Here is a 15284-nt window from a genome sequence, read left to right on the forward strand (position 1 = left end):
AGGCTCAGTCTGACTCAGCAAGATGCCGTTGCAGAAAGTCGAGGATATCCCGGTAGTAGGCTTCCCGGTTTTCTTCCTTGTAATAACCGTGTCCTTCCTCTTCATAAACGGTACTTTCGTAAGGAATATCCGCCGCATCCAGATTCTCAACCAGTTTCTCGAACTGACTCATGGGCGTGCGAACATCCTCTTCCCCATGGGCCAGCATCAAGGGCGCCTGGATTCGCTCCACATGCCGGGCGGGAGAGCGTTCCTTGAGATCTTCTTCATCGGTACCGAGAACCCGATCCAGATACGCTTGCCCCTGAGGTCTCTCCGGAATATCACCATCCTCTTTCATCAGCGGCAGATCATAGACCCCGGCATTGGCCACGCCACAGGCGTAGAGATCAGGCTCACGAACAAGGCCCTGGAGGGTGGCATATGCACCAAAACTTCCACCAAAAAGGCAGACACGATCAGGGTCGGCAATACCTTCATCAATCGCCCAATGGGTGGCATCGGTGACATCATCCTGCATCTCCGCTCCCCAACGGCGATAGCCGGCCTGTTCGAACTCGTGCCCATAACCACCTGAGCCCCGGAAATTGACTTGGATCACCGCATACCCACGAGTGGCCAGTAGCTGAACCTCATGATTGAAGGCCCAATGATCACGTGGCCCATGCGGACCACCATGAATGCGAACCACTGTGGGATAGGGCGGCTCTCCTTCGGGTTCGGTCACATAGCCATGAAGCTCCATTTCATCACGGGCCTCCATGGTGAAGGGTTCGGTGGGGCGCAACGCCTGAGGTTGAATACCATCATGTGACCCCACAAGATAATCAGCCGATAGCTCCTCGGTATCAAAAAGATAGAAACCTGTGGGCGCGATGTCTGCGGTCGCCGATACCACGGCAAGCTCGGCATCCGAGGCAAAATGCACGATCCGTGAAAACTCCGCCGGGAATGCCTCGGCAATCTGTCGCTGCAGAACGCTGGTCTCCTCATCCGGATCAATGAACTGCATTTCAGGTTTACCATCTTCACTAATAACCCCGATAACCGTTTCCTGATGCCGGTCCCAGAGAACGTCGCTTACTTCAACATTCTCCTTTTCAATCATGAGTTCCGTTTCACCGGTTTCGGTATCCAGGCGATATAACCCCATATGACCAGTTTCACGGCTGCTGAAGTAAACATCCTTGTTATTGCCCGCGAAACCATGAATCTCGATCCAGCGCAGATTCATATCCAGATCAAAGGGAAGCCCACTAGACCAATCGTCTTCCATTGAATCCCGGTAGGAAAATTGCGGAGTACCGTCGTCTTTCTGGGCATAGGCAAATCGAACCTGGCCATCCCTGTCTGCAAGAAGACCACCATTGTCAAAAGGACTCACAGCGGCAGTCGATGTACGTCCAGACTCCGCATTGATGATCTCCGCACGAGGGCCCCGGTCAGTCGCAAGATCGATGACCATGAAACGCTCAGGCTCATCCGGTAGCAAGGACATCAATGTTGCATGACGGCCAACAGAACCCTGAGTACCACCATCGTGCAGCAAATCGGGACGACCACCATCGGCTGCAACCGTATAGAAGCGGCCTGTCGGCCGCGGCTGAGCAAGTGTCCCCACCTGACGATCCGTCTCGAACAGAACCCTATCGGTATTCAGCCAGTGGATAGCGGCAACATGCTCCTCGGTACGAAGTTGCAAGGCATTGGTAACCTGGATGTCTGGAAGTGCCGAGATATCAAGTACCGCAAGCCCGGTCTGATCGTCCGCAGGTGCGGCGAGGGCTACATAGCGTCCATCCGGCGAAAGACTAACGTCAGTAAACTCAGGTAACTGAGCCAGTTTCTCCACAGGCACTGGCTCTTCTGCAAAGCCATCTCCCATGACAAACATAAACCCTAGAGCAAGTACCCCCGCGAATCTACGCATACGCCTCCCCGTTCAAATGTGCTGCCAAGCATGAATACATTGCAATATACAGAACGAAAAGGGTGATTGCGATCACCTTGTATGCAACAACGATGTCCCGGGAACGTGACCGATGACTTCTTATTCCTATTAATATAATCGCTATCACCGAGCTCAAAAATCGTGATTCAGGGAACAATTATTTTGTCAGCGGCGGCGGTACTCCTCGATCTCGCCGCTGGCCTTGGCCTCCACGTGGCAACACTCGAGGATAGCGTCGTGGAGCATGGCACGGCCACGGGCGGCACGGCTTTTGATGGCCGACGGGGTAAAGCCAAGCTCCCGGCTGAGTTCAGCGCCGGTTTTGCCTTCCAGAACGGTCGTGGACATCACCAAACGGTATTTGGCTGGCAGCCCCTCGATGAAAGGGCGCAGGCATTCGGCCATTTCCCGCTCCGCCTGGCTGCGCTCGGGGCCCCTATCAGCCAGCGTCTCCGGCAGGGCCTCGGTGGGCCGGGCCCGGCGGTAATGATCACTCAGGGCATGGGCGGCGATGGTCTGAAGCCAGGCGGCCAGGTTATCCGGACGGGCGCCCCGCTGAAGGGCATCCAGGGCTTTGAGAAAGACATCATGCAGCAGATCTTCGGCCACGGCGGGCTCGGCGAGCTTGCGCCTTAAAAAGCCCAGCAGCCGCTTACGGAAAAGGGGATAGGCGGCGGCCAGCGCATCGCCGGCCGCCTTGTCCCGCTGGATGTGCAGAGAGGGGTTCGCGGACATATTCGCTTCACCCACAGCCACAGGCCGCTTGCCGCTCGGAATCCACCGTCGCAGCGCGAGCAGCCTGCTTCTCACTCAGGGCTTGGGGGCTGTTGTTCCCGAACACGTTCACTTCCCCCATGGTATGGAAGTGTTCCCAGGCAATGCCCTGGGGGTCCACCGTCCAGTGTTTCTCACTTTGCGCGTAGCAGCAGGTGGCTTCACCCTCTTCTACCAGGGCCGACTGATCAGCCGCCACAGCCTGTTCCTTCAGCTGTGCCAGTTCTGCCTCGGAATCCACCTGAAAACCCAGGTGGTCGATACCCGTGCCCGCGCCCCGGGCGGAGATGGCAAAATTCACCCGGGGATCCTCCAGCATCCATTTGGCGTAATCCTGCCGCTGCTTGCTGGGGGACTGACCGAACAAGTGGCTATAGAAGCGGATGCTTTGCTCGAGATCCGCCACCCCGACATGAACATGCAGACGTTTCATGGGCTTGTCTCCTCTATGGTTGTGTCACGATTTTTTCGGTGCTCACTCCCATAGACGCAAAAGCCCCGGCATGGTCGCAGACCGGAGTCAGTTTTTCCGGGGGGTGACCCACATGTTGATCGTGGCCCGAACCACTTCCTCGCCGGCCTCATCCACCACGCTGACGGGAATAGGCAGCTCCTGGCCTTCCTCGCCAAATGCGGGAACCGGGTCGAGTTCGGCCCGGGCGGTGAGGTGAGTAGCGGCCTTTTTGAGGTACTCCACCTGCATGCCCTTGGGAATCCAGCGATGGCTGGGCGGCAGGGTGGCTTCGATCATCACACCGGCGGCCAGCTCGGCCATATTGCAGATGGCGATGGCATGCACGGTGCCGATGTGGTTGTGCACCTTGCGGCGATTCTTGATCCAGACCTGGCAGAGTCCCCGTTCCAGCACCTGGATGCGGGGCTTGATGGTGGCGAAATAGGGAGCACTACGGCCCACTACCCGGGAGAACAGCCAGCGGCCGCCGGGATAGGCGCTGAGTTTCTTCCAGGTGGCGAGGGTATGGTTTGCGTGACTCATGATGTGCGGTTCCAATGTGGTTTCTGCTACAACCGGAAACCTACCACAGGGGCCCTGCCCCGCACATTAGAGACACCCCCCCCCTTTATCTCGAGCCGTTTCATCCCCAGACTGGTCTTATCCATTGGCACATCACAGCAACAAGGGGAAACGCGACAGGAGGTGCCGCCATGAGCGAGTGCGAAGTTTGCGGCAACAGCTATGAACATGCCTTCCAGGTACGGATGAACGGCCAGGATCACACTTTTGATTGCTTCGAGTGTGCCGTTCACAAGCTGGCGCCCAGCTGCAGCCGCTGTGGCTGTCGAATCATGGGCCACGGCGTGCAACAGAACCAGACCATCTATTGTGGTGCCCATTGTGCCCGCCAGGCGGGTGCGGCCGGTCTCGCCGACCACGTCTAAGGCCCTTAACGCTCCGCCGACATCAGGGCAATCCAGCTTGCTGGCTCGGCGATAGGCTGAGAGGAGTGGCGGCAGAGGGCGTCAAGCGCCTTCCGCGGCCGCCTGGAGGGCGGCGATGTCCAGCTTTTTCATCTGCATCATGGCGTTCATGGCCCGCTCGGCTCGTGCCGGGTCTGCATCACTGACCAGTTCAGGCAGCACCACCGGCACGATCTGCCAGGACAGGCCGTAACGGTCCTTGAGCCAGCCGCATTGCCGGGCAGCCTCATCACCGCCCTCCCCCAGGCGTTGCCAGTAGTAGTCCAGTTGTTCCTGATTATCACAGAGCACCTGGAAGGAGACGGCCTCATTGAACTGGAAATGGGGCCCGCCATTGAGCGCCACAAAATCCCGCCCGTCCAGAGTGAACGTCACGGTGAGAGCCTCGCCGCTACCGTCCAGCTTGCGAACGATCTTGCCCACCTGGCTATTGGGAAAGACCCGGGTATAAAAGGCTGCCGCCTCCTCCGCCTGGTCATCGAACCAGAGACAGGGCATTAGGCTATTCAAAGTAATCGTGTCAGGCATCTTCCCTCCCCGCCGATGATCAGCCACCGGCCATATCGATATCACGAAAACGCTGTATGGTGTCGCTCTGCTCAAAGTCTTCCAGTTCAAACATCTGGCGGACTTCCACTTCGCAGGATGTGCCTTCTCCCCTGGGGTTGGGAAACCGCCGCGCCCATTCCTTGGCTTCTTCGCGGGAATTGACCCGAATAATGGTGTAACCGGCGACCAGCTCCTTGGTTTCGGCGAAGGGGCCATCAATGATCTGACGCTGCTCGCCTTCATAACGGACCCGAAAACCCTTGGCGGATGACTGTAGGCCGGAGCCGTCCACCAGCACCCCGGCGTCAGCAAGCTGCTCGTGGTATTCGGCCATGGCGAGCAAATCCTTCTCCTCGGGCATCTCCCCGGCTTCCGTTCTTTCATCACCTTTCACAATGATCATGAATCTCATGGCTTGTCTCCCATTTCCATCCCATAGGCGATGGTTTCAGCGATCTTTCCGTCTCTCAGTTGATAGAGATCACAGAAGGCATAAGCCCGGACCGGGCCGTCTTTGTTTTCCTTGAGTGTCATCTCGCCATTGACCACAGCTCTATCGCCTGCAACCACCACATCGAATATTTCCAGATTGAATATACAGCCGGAGGCACTCATTTCCCGCAACATCTTCTCGAAAGCCGGCTTGCCTTCAATCCCAGTTTCACTGGCCATGCGAAAGCGGATGTCGTCGGTAACCGAGGACATGATGGTGTCTACATCTTCCCGGGCGAAGGCCTCGTTGAAGGCCCGGAGAAAGGTTTCAGTGTCTTGCATCGGAATCACTCCTGAGTAAGTCCCTGAGGTTTATGCTTCCTAGTCGCATCCCGGCCCGACAAATCGACAGGGTCACGATTATTCCGCCAGTTCTTCCAGACGCTGGGCCAGAAAGCGCTGTTCCGGGCCCTGGGCGGTGAGCGACAAGGCTTGCGCGAAAGCGGCCCGGGCCTCCTCCATACGGCCCAGTTGTCGGCAGAATTCGGCCCGGGCGGCATGGGCCAGGTAATAGTCCCCCAGACTGCCCTGGGCCAGCAGGCTGTCCACCACGGCCAGGGCCTCAACCGGTCCGCGCACCATGGACAGCGCCACTGCCCGGTTCAGAGCCACCACTGGCGTGGGCTGTATCCGCAAAAGAATGTCGTAGAGACCGAGAATCTCCTCCCAGTCGGTGTCTTCATAACGAGGGGCCTGGGCGTGGACGGCAGCGATGGCGGCCTGGACGGTGTATGGACCAAAGCGTCGCGAACGCAGGGCCGCATGAACCAGTGCGTCGCCTTCCTCGATGGCCTTGCGGTCCCAGAGGGAGCGATCCTGCTCTTCCAGGCGCAATAGCGATCCTTCCGCGTCGCTCCGGGCCGAACGACGGGACTCCTGCAGCAGCATGAGTGCCAGCAAACCACTGACTTCCGGATCAGGCATCAGCTGCTGAAGCAGCCGGCCGAGACGAATCGCCTCGGCGGAGAGATCGGCGCGCAACACGGCCTCGCCGCTGGAGGCCGAATAGCCTTCGTTGAAGACCAGGTAGATCACCTGCAAGACCGTCTCCAGGCGCTCAGGCAGGGCCTGTTGTGATGGCACTTCGTAGGGGATGCGGGCATCACGGATCTTGCGCTTGGCGCGGACGATGCGCTGGGCCACGGTGGCCGGTTTCGAGAGAAAGGCATTGGCCACTTCTTCGGTGGTCAGGCCACAGACTTCGCGCAGGGTCAGGGCGACCCGTACTTCGGGGGCCAGGGCGGGATGACAGCAGGTAAAGATCAGGCGCAGACGGTCGTCGGTCACACTCAGGTCTTCCAGGGCATCGGCGGGATCCGGTGCGGTTTCCATGGGCGGAGGCCTTTCCCGCAGCAGACTGTCGTGGCGACGCCGCCGACGCAGGCGATCAATGGCCTTGAAGCGACCAGTGGACACCAGCCAGGCCCGGGGTCGGTCGGGAACCCCCTGCTCGGGCCATTGACTGAGTGCGGCGGCAAAGGCCTCCTGCAATGCCTCCTCCGCCCGCTCGAAATCCCCCAACAGACGAATCAGGGTCGCCAGCACCCGCCGGGATTCCGTGCGGTAGATGGCTTCCAGCTGGGCCGTGATGTCGGAGGACCGCTCAGTCATGACGCATTAAACATCCAGCTGCCGGATGGGGCGGACCTCGACAGACCCCACCCGGGCCGGGGGGATCCCGGCGGCCAGGCGAATCGCCTCGTTCAAGTCACGGGCTTCGATGAGATAAAAACCCAGCAACTGCTCCTTGGTTTCGGCGAAGGGGCCGTCCGTCACCGAGGTCTCGCCGTCCCGTACGCGCACGGTGGTCGCCGTGCTTACCGGCTCCAGGGCTTCGCCAGCCAGCATCTTGCCACTGTCCATGAGCTTCTCGGCATAACCCCAGCATTCGCTGTCCTCGGGGCTGTCGGGCAGGGAATGCAGATCGGTTTCCCGGGCATACACCAGACACAGGTATTTCATTGAACCACTCCAGTCATGAATTCGAGACATAGTCGAATTGCGCCATGCCGAATCGACAAACAATAAATATAGGAAAAAATGGACAGGGATGCTGGGCAAAGTCTTGACCTCAATTTAACTTGAGGTACTAGGCTTGTCTTGCATGGGCCAGCAGCCCGCCCCACAAGCAAACAGGAAGGAGGATTGAGGATGGACAGCGAGACCATTCGTACCGCCGTAATCTACGGCAGCAGCCGTCAGAGTCGTTTCTGCGACCGGGTAGTCGCCTGGGCGGCGGAACAAATCTGGAGCCGGCCGGGATTCGAGGTGGCACTGGTGGACCCGGCCTTGCGGGTGCCGGTGGATGAGGGGCCACCTTCGCCGGAAGCCTTGCAGCAAACCCTGGTCTGGGCAGATGCCTTTGTGGTGGTGACACCAGAGTACAACCACAGCTTCAGCGGGGCCTTGAAAAGCTTCGTGGATTCAGCCTTCAGTGCCTGGCAGGGCAAGCCGGTGGGATTTGTCTCCTATGGCGGTATTTCCGGCGGCTTGAGGGCCGTGGAGCAGTTGCGGCTGGTCTTCGCCGAACTGCATGCGGTGGGCGTCCGGGACACGGTGAGTTTCGCCAATCCCTGGGAGCGTTTTGACAGCGAGGGCCGATTGACCAATCCTGAAATGGCCGAACAAGCCATGGACCGTTTACTGACGCGTCTCGCCTGGTGGGCCCGTGCCCTGGCCCGTGCCCGCCGTGAAGCCGCTTATGCGTAGGGGGATTGGCATGCGCACTCAAACCAATGGCAAGGAAAACTGCTGTCCCGGACGGGAAATGAGTGTGGGGGAAGTGGCCAAACGCAGTGGCGTGGCGGTCTCCACCCTGCACTTTTATGAATCCCGGGGCCTGATTCAAAGCTGGCGCAATGGAGGAAACCACCGCCGCTATCACCGGGATGTACTGCGACGGGTGGCCATCATCAAGGTAGCCCAGCGGGCTGGTGTTCCCCTGGCCGAGATCGGTGCGGCATTGTCGTCCCTGCCGGAACAACGCACCCCCACGGCGAAAGACTGGCAAGAGATGTCGTCAAAGTGGCGGATAAATCTGGAGGAACGCATTCAGCGCCTGGAACAGTTGCGGGACCAATTATCCGAATGCATCGGTTGCGGCTGTCTGTCCATCGCCAGCTGTCCACTACGCAACCCGGAAGACCGCCTGGCCAGGGAGGGAGCCGGCCCGCGCCTGCTGGAATCAGAATGCACGCAGACGGCTGACTGATTCAAACCCCAGGGAGAGACAAAGCCCGTGAATCGCATTGACCGGCTGACCGGCACCATTCTGCTGCTGCAAAATCACCGGGGCCTGAGCGCGGCAGCCATCGCCCGGCACTGGGAGATCAGTGAACGATCGGTCTATCGGGACCTGGCCGCCCTGGGAGAGGCGGGCGTCCCCATCCATTTCTGCGAGGAACGCCAGGGCTATGTACTGATGGCGGATTATCACCTGCCGCCGATTCAGTTCACCGATCAGGAAGCCGCGGCCCTGTCCGTGGGTGGTGTCGTCGCTCGCAACATGGCGGATGAAAGCCTGAAGGCCCCTTTGCGCTCTGCCTTGACCAAAATGCGCTCGGTCTTGCCCGCCGCTTCCCTGGATTATCTCAAGGGCTTGGAGGCCAGCGTTGGGGTCTGGAAAACTGCAGCGGCTGCCCCCGGCCATGCACACCGTTTCATGCCGGTTCAGGATGCAGTACTCCGGCGCCGCTGTATTGATCTGTGCTACGACACCGGCGGTCAGGGCCGGCTTCGTCGCCGGACGGTGGAACCGCTGGGTCTGCTTTTCTATGCCGAGCATTGGCACCTTATCGCCTACTGCCGATGGCGACGGGATTTTCGGGATTTCCGCCTGGACCGGGTTCGTGAGCTCGAGGTGCTTGAGGGAGGCTTCGACGGCCACGTCGACTTCAATATCGACGATTTCCTGGCATCGGTCATCGCCGACTGCGAGCTGACCCCGGTCACCCTGACCCTGCCGAGGACGGCCGTGGATCGTTTTCAACGGGAGCTGTTCGGTACCCCCACCCAACAGACGGACCTGCCGGATGGGCGCTGTCGGCTTTCCATTCTGGCCCATGCCGAGGATTGGTTGGTGGACTGGCTTTTGAGCTTCGGTCCGGAATTGCGGGTGGAGGCACCACAGTCCCTGCGCCGGAAGCTGGGCGAGAGTGCTCGACAGATTGCCGAGCAGCACCTCGGAAAGCCACTGACATAGGGTTGTCAGTGGGCCTTGTTTCAATGGCTTTGGCCGACCTGACAAGGGCGGCCACTCGTCATCATCTGAAACAAGGAGCTTTGCAATGGAAAAGCGGAATGCGATCGCCTGGTTCGAGATCTTCTGCAAGGATATGGACCGCATGAAATCCTTCTATGAGACCGCCTTTGGCGTGGAACTCATCCCGGAGGCGGACGAGGAAGCGCGAATGCTGATCTTTCCCTTCGACGAGAAGCATGGCGTTGGAGGCTGTTTGTCACAAATGGAGGGATGCCAGCCGGGCGTCGGCGGCACCATGGTCTATCTGGACGCCGATGGAGATCTGGACGGCACGCTGGAACGGGTCTGGAAGGAGGGGGGCAAGGTGACCCGCCCCCGCACGCCCATTCCGCCCCATGGATACTTCGCCCATTTCGAGGATCCGGAAGGCAATCCGGTGGGTATCTGGAGCATGAGCTGAACGGCGAATCCCGCCACACCCGGCAGGGCAATAAGCCTTGCCGGGTGTGCGACCCGGCCGCCTGTGCATTGATGCCCGGGTGCGGTGGGGAGATAATGGTCCTATACGCATGACTTGGAGGCGACCCATGGCCGGTGGTTGGGCAAAAGATGATGCCGTGCAGGAGCAGATCGACAGCAATGTGGAAGATGCCCTGGCACGGGTGCGCAGTCGCATGCCCAAGGGCAAGAGCCTGAGCCATTGCGAGGAATGCGAGGCGGAGATCCCCGCCGCCCGCCAGAAGGCCATTCCCGGCGTCCGGCTGTGTGTGGCCTGCCAAAGCGAGCAGGATGAAGCCGACAAACAAGACTTCAGCGGCTATAACCGGCGCGGCAGCAAGGATAGCCAGCTGCGTTGAATCCGGCCCGGCTTGCACCCAGATTTCCTCCCGGACGCCACTGGAATTGATGGAAATCCATTCATTCCGGCCAGGGTGTTCTATGCTTATGACCTCATACTGAAGCAAGGTCGCTTCGGGAGGTAGGCATGCTGGAACCCATCCGCACATGGATTCGCCCCGCGGGTAATCGACGACTGGCCGAGCGGGTCGGAACGATGCTCTCCAACATCGGCATTCGCCTCAACGGGGATCGGCCCCAGGATATTCAGGTCCATGATCCCCGTTTCTACCGCCGGGTGCTGGCAGAAGGTTCGGTGGGCCTGGGCGAAAGCTATATGGACGGCTGGTGGGATTGCCAGGCCCTGGATGATCTGATTTGTGCCTTGCTCAGCGCCGACCTGGACCACCAGGTCCGCAGTCATTTCGATGCCTGGGACTATCTCAAGGCCCGCCTGATCAATCTCCAGAAAGGCCGGCGCAGTTACCGCGTGGGTGAACACCATTATGACCTGGGTAACGACTTCTATCGCCGCATGTTGGACCGTCGGATGGTCTATAGCTGTGGTTACTGGGATAGCGACCATCCCGCAGAAATCGAGGCAACCCCCGAAGGCTTGAACCGGGCCCAGGAACGCAAACTCGATCTCTGTGCCCGCAAACTCTATCTCCAACCCGGCATGCGGGTACTGGATATCGGCTGCGGCTGGGGCGGCACCGCCGCCTATCTGGCCGAGCAGTACGGTGTAGAAGTCACCGGCATCACCATTTCACGGGCCCAGGCCGAATGGGCCGAAGCCCACTGCAAGGATTTGCCCGTGACCATCCGCCTGGAAGATTACCGGGACACGGCGCGGCATCTGGCCGGGAAATTTGATCGTATCGTCTCCATTGGCATGTTCGAGCATGTGGGCTTCAAGAATTACCAAACCTATATGGATGCCGCCCGTCGGCTCTTGACCCCCGATGGCTTGTTCCTGCTGCACACCATCGCCGGCAACCGCCGCCAGGTCCGAACCGACCCCTGGATCGCTCGCTATATCTTCCCCAACTCCATGGCCCCCTATATCGGCAATCTGGGTGACGCCATGGCCGGGCGCTTCATTGCCGAGGACTGGCAGAATATCGGCCCCCACTATGACCCCACCCTGCGGGCCTGGCATCGCAATGTGAACAGTCATGCCGAGGCCCTGTCCAAACGCAACAGCCAGTTCAACGAGCGCTTCTTTCGTATGTGGCGCTATTACCTGCTGTCCTGTGCCGGGGCCTTTCGGGCTCGACGCAACCAGGTCTGGCAAATCGTGCTCTCCCCCAACGGCTATCCCGGGGCCTACCGGCGCCCCGACGATCCATAAACAAAAACAATCAATTTAATCCGAACTATTCATTTGTAACTATTGGAGACTTGGTCTAATACTAAGGGGTAACAACAAGAAGCATAAGCCCCTGAGACGATGGGGCGACGGGCCCGGCACGGGCCAAGGGATCGACAGGCCGCGCATACCGGTGGACTTCGGTATACGCGGATCGGTTCATTCAAGGCAACAAGCAATGGAGAGACAACTATGGCCGCAAATGCCAATCAAACAGGGAAATGCCCGGTCATGCACGGTGCTCAGACCACCAAGCGTGGCCAGGGCACCACCAACATCGACTGGTGGCCGAACCAGCTGAATCTCAGCATCCTCCACCAGCACACCCCGGAATCCAATCCGCTGGGTTCGGATTTCAACTACCGGGAAGCGTTCAAGAAGCTGGATTATGAGGCCCTGAAAAAGGACCTCCATGACCTGATGACCGATTCCCAGGACTGGTGGCCGGCGGACTTCGGCCATTACGGCGGTCTTTTCATCCGGATGAGCTGGCATGCCGCCGGGACTTACCGCAGCGGTGATGGCCGTGGTGGCGGCAACACCGGCAACCAGCGTTTTGCCCCCATCAACAGCTGGCCGGACAACGGCAACCTGGACAAGGCCCGCCGTCTGCTCTGGCCCATCAAGCAGAAATACGGCAACAAGATATCCTGGGCCGACCTGCTGATTCTGGCCGGCAATGTGGCCTATGAGTCCATGGGCTTTAAGACATTCGGTTTCGCCTGTGGCCGCGAAGACATCTATGCCCCGGAAGAAGACATCTACTGGGGTGTGGAAAAGGAATGGCTGGAGAACCAGCGCTACAGTGGGGACCGGGAGCTTGAGCAGCCCCTGGCCAATGTGCAGATGGGGCTCATCTATGTGAACCCGGAAGGCCCGGATGGCGACCCTGATCCCAAAAAGGCTGCCCATGACATCCGCGATACCTTTGAGCGGATGGCCATGGATGACTATGAAACCGTCGCCCTGATCGCAGGTGGTCACACCGTTGGCAAGACTCACGGTGCCGCACCGGACAGCAATCTGGGCCCCGAACCCGAAGCCGCGCCCATGGAACAAATGGGCCTGGGTTGGAAGAACAAGCACGGCAGCGGCAAGGGTGATGACACCATCACCAGTGGCCTGGAAGTGACCTGGACCAAAGAGCCCACCAAGTTCGACATGGGCTACTTCGATGTGTTGTTCAAGTACGACTGGGAACTGGAGAAGGGCCCGGGCGACAGTTATCAGTGGAAGCCAAAGAATGTAGAAGACGAGGATATGGCGCCCATGGCGCATGATCCTTCCAAGAAGGTGGCACCCAGGATGCTCACCACGGACCTCTCCCTCAAGGAAGACCCGGAGTATCGAAAGATTTCCGAACACTTCCACCAGAACCCGGAAGAGTTCAAGGACGCCTTTGCCCGGGCCTGGTTTAAGCTGCTGCACCGCGATCTGGGCCCCAAGACCCGTTATCTCGGACCGGAAGTGCCGGAAGAAGACCTGATCTGGCAGGACCCGGTGCCGGAAGTCGACCATGAACTGGTCGATGACAAGGACATCGAGACCCTGAAAAAGCAGATCCTGGATTCCGGGCTGTCCACCTCCGAGCTGGTCAAGACCGCCTGGGCTTCAGCTTCCACCTTCCGCGGCTCGGACATGCGGGGCGGCGCCAATGGTGCACGCATCCGCCTGGCCCCGCAGAAGGATTGGGAAGCCAACGATCCCAAGCAGCTGCAGAAGGTGCTGGGCAAGCTGGAAGAGATCCAGAAGGCCTTTAACGACAGCGCCTCAGGCAACAAGAAGGTGTCTTTGGCGGATTTGATCGTGCTGGGTGGTAATGCGGCCATTGAAGACGCCGCCAAAAAAGCCGGGCACAGCATCAAGGTGCCCTTCCATCCGGGCCGGACTGATGCCACGGAAGAGCAAACCGATGCGGAGTCCTTCGAAGTGCTGGAGCCGGAAGCCGATGGTTTCCGCAACTACAGCAAGGCCCGCTTCACGGTGCCGGCAGAGGAAATGCTGCTGGACCGGGCCCACCTGCTGACCCTCACTGCACCGGAGATGACGGTGCTGCTGGGCGGCATGCGGGCCCTGGACGCCAACACCGGTGGCTCCAAGCATGGCGTGTTTACCGACAAGCCCGGCACCCTGACGAACGACTTCTTCGTCAACTTGCTGGACATGAACACCGAATGGAAGCCCACCTCGGACGAGGCCGAGGAGTTCGAAGGCATCGACATGAAGTCAGGCAAGACCAAGTGGACCGGCAGCCGAGTGGATCTGGTCTTCGGTGCCAACTCCCAGCTCCGGGCCCTATCCGAAGTCTATGCCCAGTCCGATGGCCAAGAGAAGTTCGTCAAGGACTTTGTCGAGGCCTGGGACAAGGTGATGAACCTGGATCGCTTCGATCTGGAGAAGTAATCACCTGATTAGTTGAAAAGCACCTCTGAAAGAAAAACGGGCGCAGTCATTGAATTGGCTGCGCCCGTTTTACTTGTAGAGCATTGAGCTTTATCTTGCACCCAAATTAAGCCCAATCACACTCATCCCAGCCATCTTCACCCCAGATACATTCTGAATCGATCTCACTGGAATTGTCCTGATCGCCTGAGCTGCTACTACATGCAGAAGCAGTCAAAATGGCAAGAAAAAACAATGAAGCCAGCATGAGCATTTTATTCAAGGCACTCATTCGCACTCTCCAAGATCATGCGGCGAACCTATGCCCCACCTTCTGCTACTAGTGATTTCACAGTTTGAACCACCAAGAATTGATACTTCTGACGCATGGGTCTGGTTGTACCTGCCACCCTGAATTGTTCTCAAGCTGGTGGAGATGTTGTGCTCACCGAAAATCGCGTTGGCTTGCCCGCTTGTCCCTCCAAATCGGCCGTGAACAATGTTGTATGTTCCCGAATAGGCTGGTGCAATTCCTGAAACAATATTATGAGAACCGGAATTATGAGTCTGGCTCCAATCATATCCGGCACTAATACAATCGCTCTCATCATTGTAGCTTCGATCCGAGCAAAAGTAGGTCCCGGTCTCACGGGCGGTGGCCATGCCTACAACAAGATTCCCCGTTCCATCCGAAACGAAGTCATCGGACCCATTGATGATCTGAAGGTTGGCCCCTGTCAACCTTAATATAGGGCCTTGTACAGCCGTGTCTTCTGGTGATGTATGATAGATATGCAACAAATCTTCAAGGTCGACGAGAAAATCCTCGATCGAGAAGAGGTCACTATCCTCTACAGCGCCCAAGTTATCCTCGATATCCACAAGCTCTGCTTCAAGATTGTCAATCCTGGTTTCGAGACTTTCAATATGAGAGAGCAAAGCTTGGAAATTCTCATTGACTGCATCTGCGCGGGCGGGCTCGCCCGCTTGAAATTGATTTGGTACATCGAGGCTCAAAACGGACGCAGAAACGGCAATGGTTGCGCCCAGCAGGATAGCTGCACCGAATCGTCTATTGCTTGAGATAAGCTTTTTCATATTCCTGGCCTCCGGGGGAGAAAAAATCTCAATAGATTCAAACATTAAACTGGTCAGGATGGATTCGTAACTCTGGAACCTCAGCCTGGTACTTTATACCCTAAAGAAGGACTGCTGTTGCAGATACCCCCCATACAGGGCACTCCAAATCCTTGCGACTCATTGAATTTTTGCCTGGTTGAAGCCCA

19 protein-coding genes are annotated in these 15284 nt (G+C 58.5%); 8 read left to right on the forward strand and 11 right to left on the reverse strand.

Annotated elements, in window-relative coordinates:
- Positions 1-4: 4 nt before the first annotated feature.
- The 4 genes from J2T60_RS08130 to J2T60_RS08145 all read right to left on the reverse strand — a co-directional run bounded on the left by J2T60_RS08130 (position 5) and on the right by J2T60_RS08145 (position 3722).
- Positions 5-1930, reverse strand: coding sequence for an alpha/beta hydrolase family protein (locus tag J2T60_RS08130; RefSeq protein WP_253448167.1), 1926 nt, complete (start codon positions 1928-1930; stop codon positions 5-7).
- 186 nt (positions 1931-2116) lie between these two features.
- Complete coding sequence (locus J2T60_RS08135) at positions 2117-2686, reverse strand: sigma-70 family RNA polymerase sigma factor (RefSeq protein ID WP_253448170.1); 570 nt, start codon at positions 2684-2686, stop codon at positions 2117-2119.
- A 7-nt stretch (positions 2687-2693) separates the two neighbouring features.
- Complete coding sequence (locus J2T60_RS08140; RefSeq protein ID WP_253448172.1) at positions 2694-3158, reverse strand: ArsI/CadI family heavy metal resistance metalloenzyme; 465 nt, start codon at positions 3156-3158, stop codon at positions 2694-2696.
- 87 nt (positions 3159-3245) lie between these two features.
- Entirely contained in the window at positions 3246-3722 is a 477-nt protein-coding gene (locus J2T60_RS08145; RefSeq protein WP_253448174.1) for a hotdog fold domain-containing protein, read from the reverse strand.
- A 170-nt stretch (positions 3723-3892) separates the two neighbouring features.
- Here J2T60_RS08145 and J2T60_RS08150 point away from each other — a divergent pair, with 170 nt between their 5' ends.
- A complete protein-coding gene (locus J2T60_RS08150) occupies positions 3893-4126 on the forward strand; it encodes a metallothionein (RefSeq protein WP_253448176.1) in 234 nt (77 codons plus the stop codon).
- Between the two features lie 81 nt (positions 4127-4207).
- Here the strand turns inward: J2T60_RS08150 and J2T60_RS08155 are convergent, their stop codons facing one another.
- The 5 genes from J2T60_RS08155 to J2T60_RS08175 all read right to left on the reverse strand — a co-directional run bounded on the left by J2T60_RS08155 (position 4208) and on the right by J2T60_RS08175 (position 7168).
- Positions 4208-4693, reverse strand: coding sequence for a VOC family protein (locus J2T60_RS08155; protein ID WP_253448178.1), 486 nt, complete (start codon positions 4691-4693; stop codon positions 4208-4210).
- Between the two features lie 19 nt (positions 4694-4712).
- Positions 4713-5126, reverse strand: coding sequence for a YciI family protein (locus tag J2T60_RS08160; RefSeq protein ID WP_253448180.1), 414 nt, complete (start codon positions 5124-5126; stop codon positions 4713-4715).
- Positions 5123-5488, reverse strand: a complete 366-nt coding sequence (locus J2T60_RS08165) for a nuclear transport factor 2 family protein (RefSeq protein ID WP_253448182.1) — start codon at positions 5486-5488, stop codon at positions 5123-5125. Before J2T60_RS08165 ends, J2T60_RS08160 begins: the two co-directional genes overlap by 4 nt.
- Positions 5489-5566: 78 nt before the next feature.
- Complete coding sequence (locus J2T60_RS08170) at positions 5567-6817, reverse strand: RNA polymerase sigma factor (RefSeq protein WP_253448185.1); 1251 nt, start codon at positions 6815-6817, stop codon at positions 5567-5569.
- 6 nt (positions 6818-6823) lie between these two features.
- Positions 6824-7168 carry a YciI family protein gene (locus J2T60_RS08175; protein ID WP_253448187.1) on the reverse strand — a complete coding sequence of 115 codons (345 nt, stop codon included), beginning with the start codon at positions 7166-7168 and terminating at the stop codon, positions 6824-6826.
- A 189-nt stretch (positions 7169-7357) separates the two neighbouring features.
- On the opposite strand from J2T60_RS08175, the gene J2T60_RS08180 reads away from it, so the two are divergent.
- The 7 genes from J2T60_RS08180 (at position 7358) to katG (ending at position 14019) form a co-directional block, all read left to right on the forward strand.
- On the forward strand, positions 7358-7915 hold the full coding sequence (locus J2T60_RS08180) for an NADPH-dependent FMN reductase (RefSeq protein WP_253448190.1): 558 nt from the start codon (positions 7358-7360) through the stop codon (positions 7913-7915).
- A gap of 10 nt (positions 7916-7925) precedes the next feature.
- Positions 7926-8417, forward strand: coding sequence for a redox-sensitive transcriptional activator SoxR (gene soxR, locus J2T60_RS08185; protein ID WP_253448193.1), 492 nt, complete (start codon positions 7926-7928; stop codon positions 8415-8417).
- A 27-nt stretch (positions 8418-8444) separates the two neighbouring features.
- Positions 8445-9407, forward strand: coding sequence for a helix-turn-helix transcriptional regulator (locus J2T60_RS08190; RefSeq protein ID WP_253448195.1), 963 nt, complete (start codon positions 8445-8447; stop codon positions 9405-9407).
- An 85-nt stretch (positions 9408-9492) separates the two neighbouring features.
- On the forward strand, positions 9493-9867 hold the full coding sequence (locus J2T60_RS08195; RefSeq protein WP_253448198.1) for a VOC family protein: 375 nt from the start codon (positions 9493-9495) through the stop codon (positions 9865-9867).
- 127 nt (positions 9868-9994) lie between these two features.
- Positions 9995-10264: a DksA/TraR family C4-type zinc finger protein gene (locus J2T60_RS08200; protein ID WP_253448201.1), complete on the forward strand. Its 270-nt coding sequence runs from the start codon at positions 9995-9997 to the stop codon at positions 10262-10264.
- 128 nt (positions 10265-10392) lie between these two features.
- Positions 10393-11598 carry a cyclopropane fatty acyl phospholipid synthase gene (gene cfa / locus J2T60_RS08205; RefSeq protein ID WP_253448204.1) on the forward strand — a complete coding sequence of 402 codons (1206 nt, stop codon included), beginning with the start codon at positions 10393-10395 and terminating at the stop codon, positions 11596-11598.
- A gap of 210 nt (positions 11599-11808) precedes the next feature.
- Positions 11809-14019, forward strand: a complete 2211-nt coding sequence (gene katG / locus J2T60_RS08210; protein WP_301288400.1) for a catalase/peroxidase HPI — start codon at positions 11809-11811, stop codon at positions 14017-14019.
- 106 nt (positions 14020-14125) lie between these two features.
- Here the strand turns inward: katG and J2T60_RS08215 are convergent, their stop codons facing one another.
- Positions 14126-14290 carry a hypothetical protein gene (locus J2T60_RS08215; RefSeq protein ID WP_253448210.1) on the reverse strand — a complete coding sequence of 55 codons (165 nt, stop codon included), beginning with the start codon at positions 14288-14290 and terminating at the stop codon, positions 14126-14128.
- A complete protein-coding gene (locus J2T60_RS08220; RefSeq protein ID WP_253448213.1) occupies positions 14287-15096 on the reverse strand; it encodes a hypothetical protein in 810 nt (269 codons plus the stop codon). Before J2T60_RS08220 ends, J2T60_RS08215 begins: the two co-directional genes overlap by 4 nt.
- Positions 15097-15284: the final 188 nt, after the last annotated feature.

Source organism: Natronospira proteinivora (assembly GCF_024170465.1).
Lineage (GTDB): Bacteria > Pseudomonadota > Gammaproteobacteria > Natronospirales > Natronospiraceae > Natronospira > Natronospira proteinivora.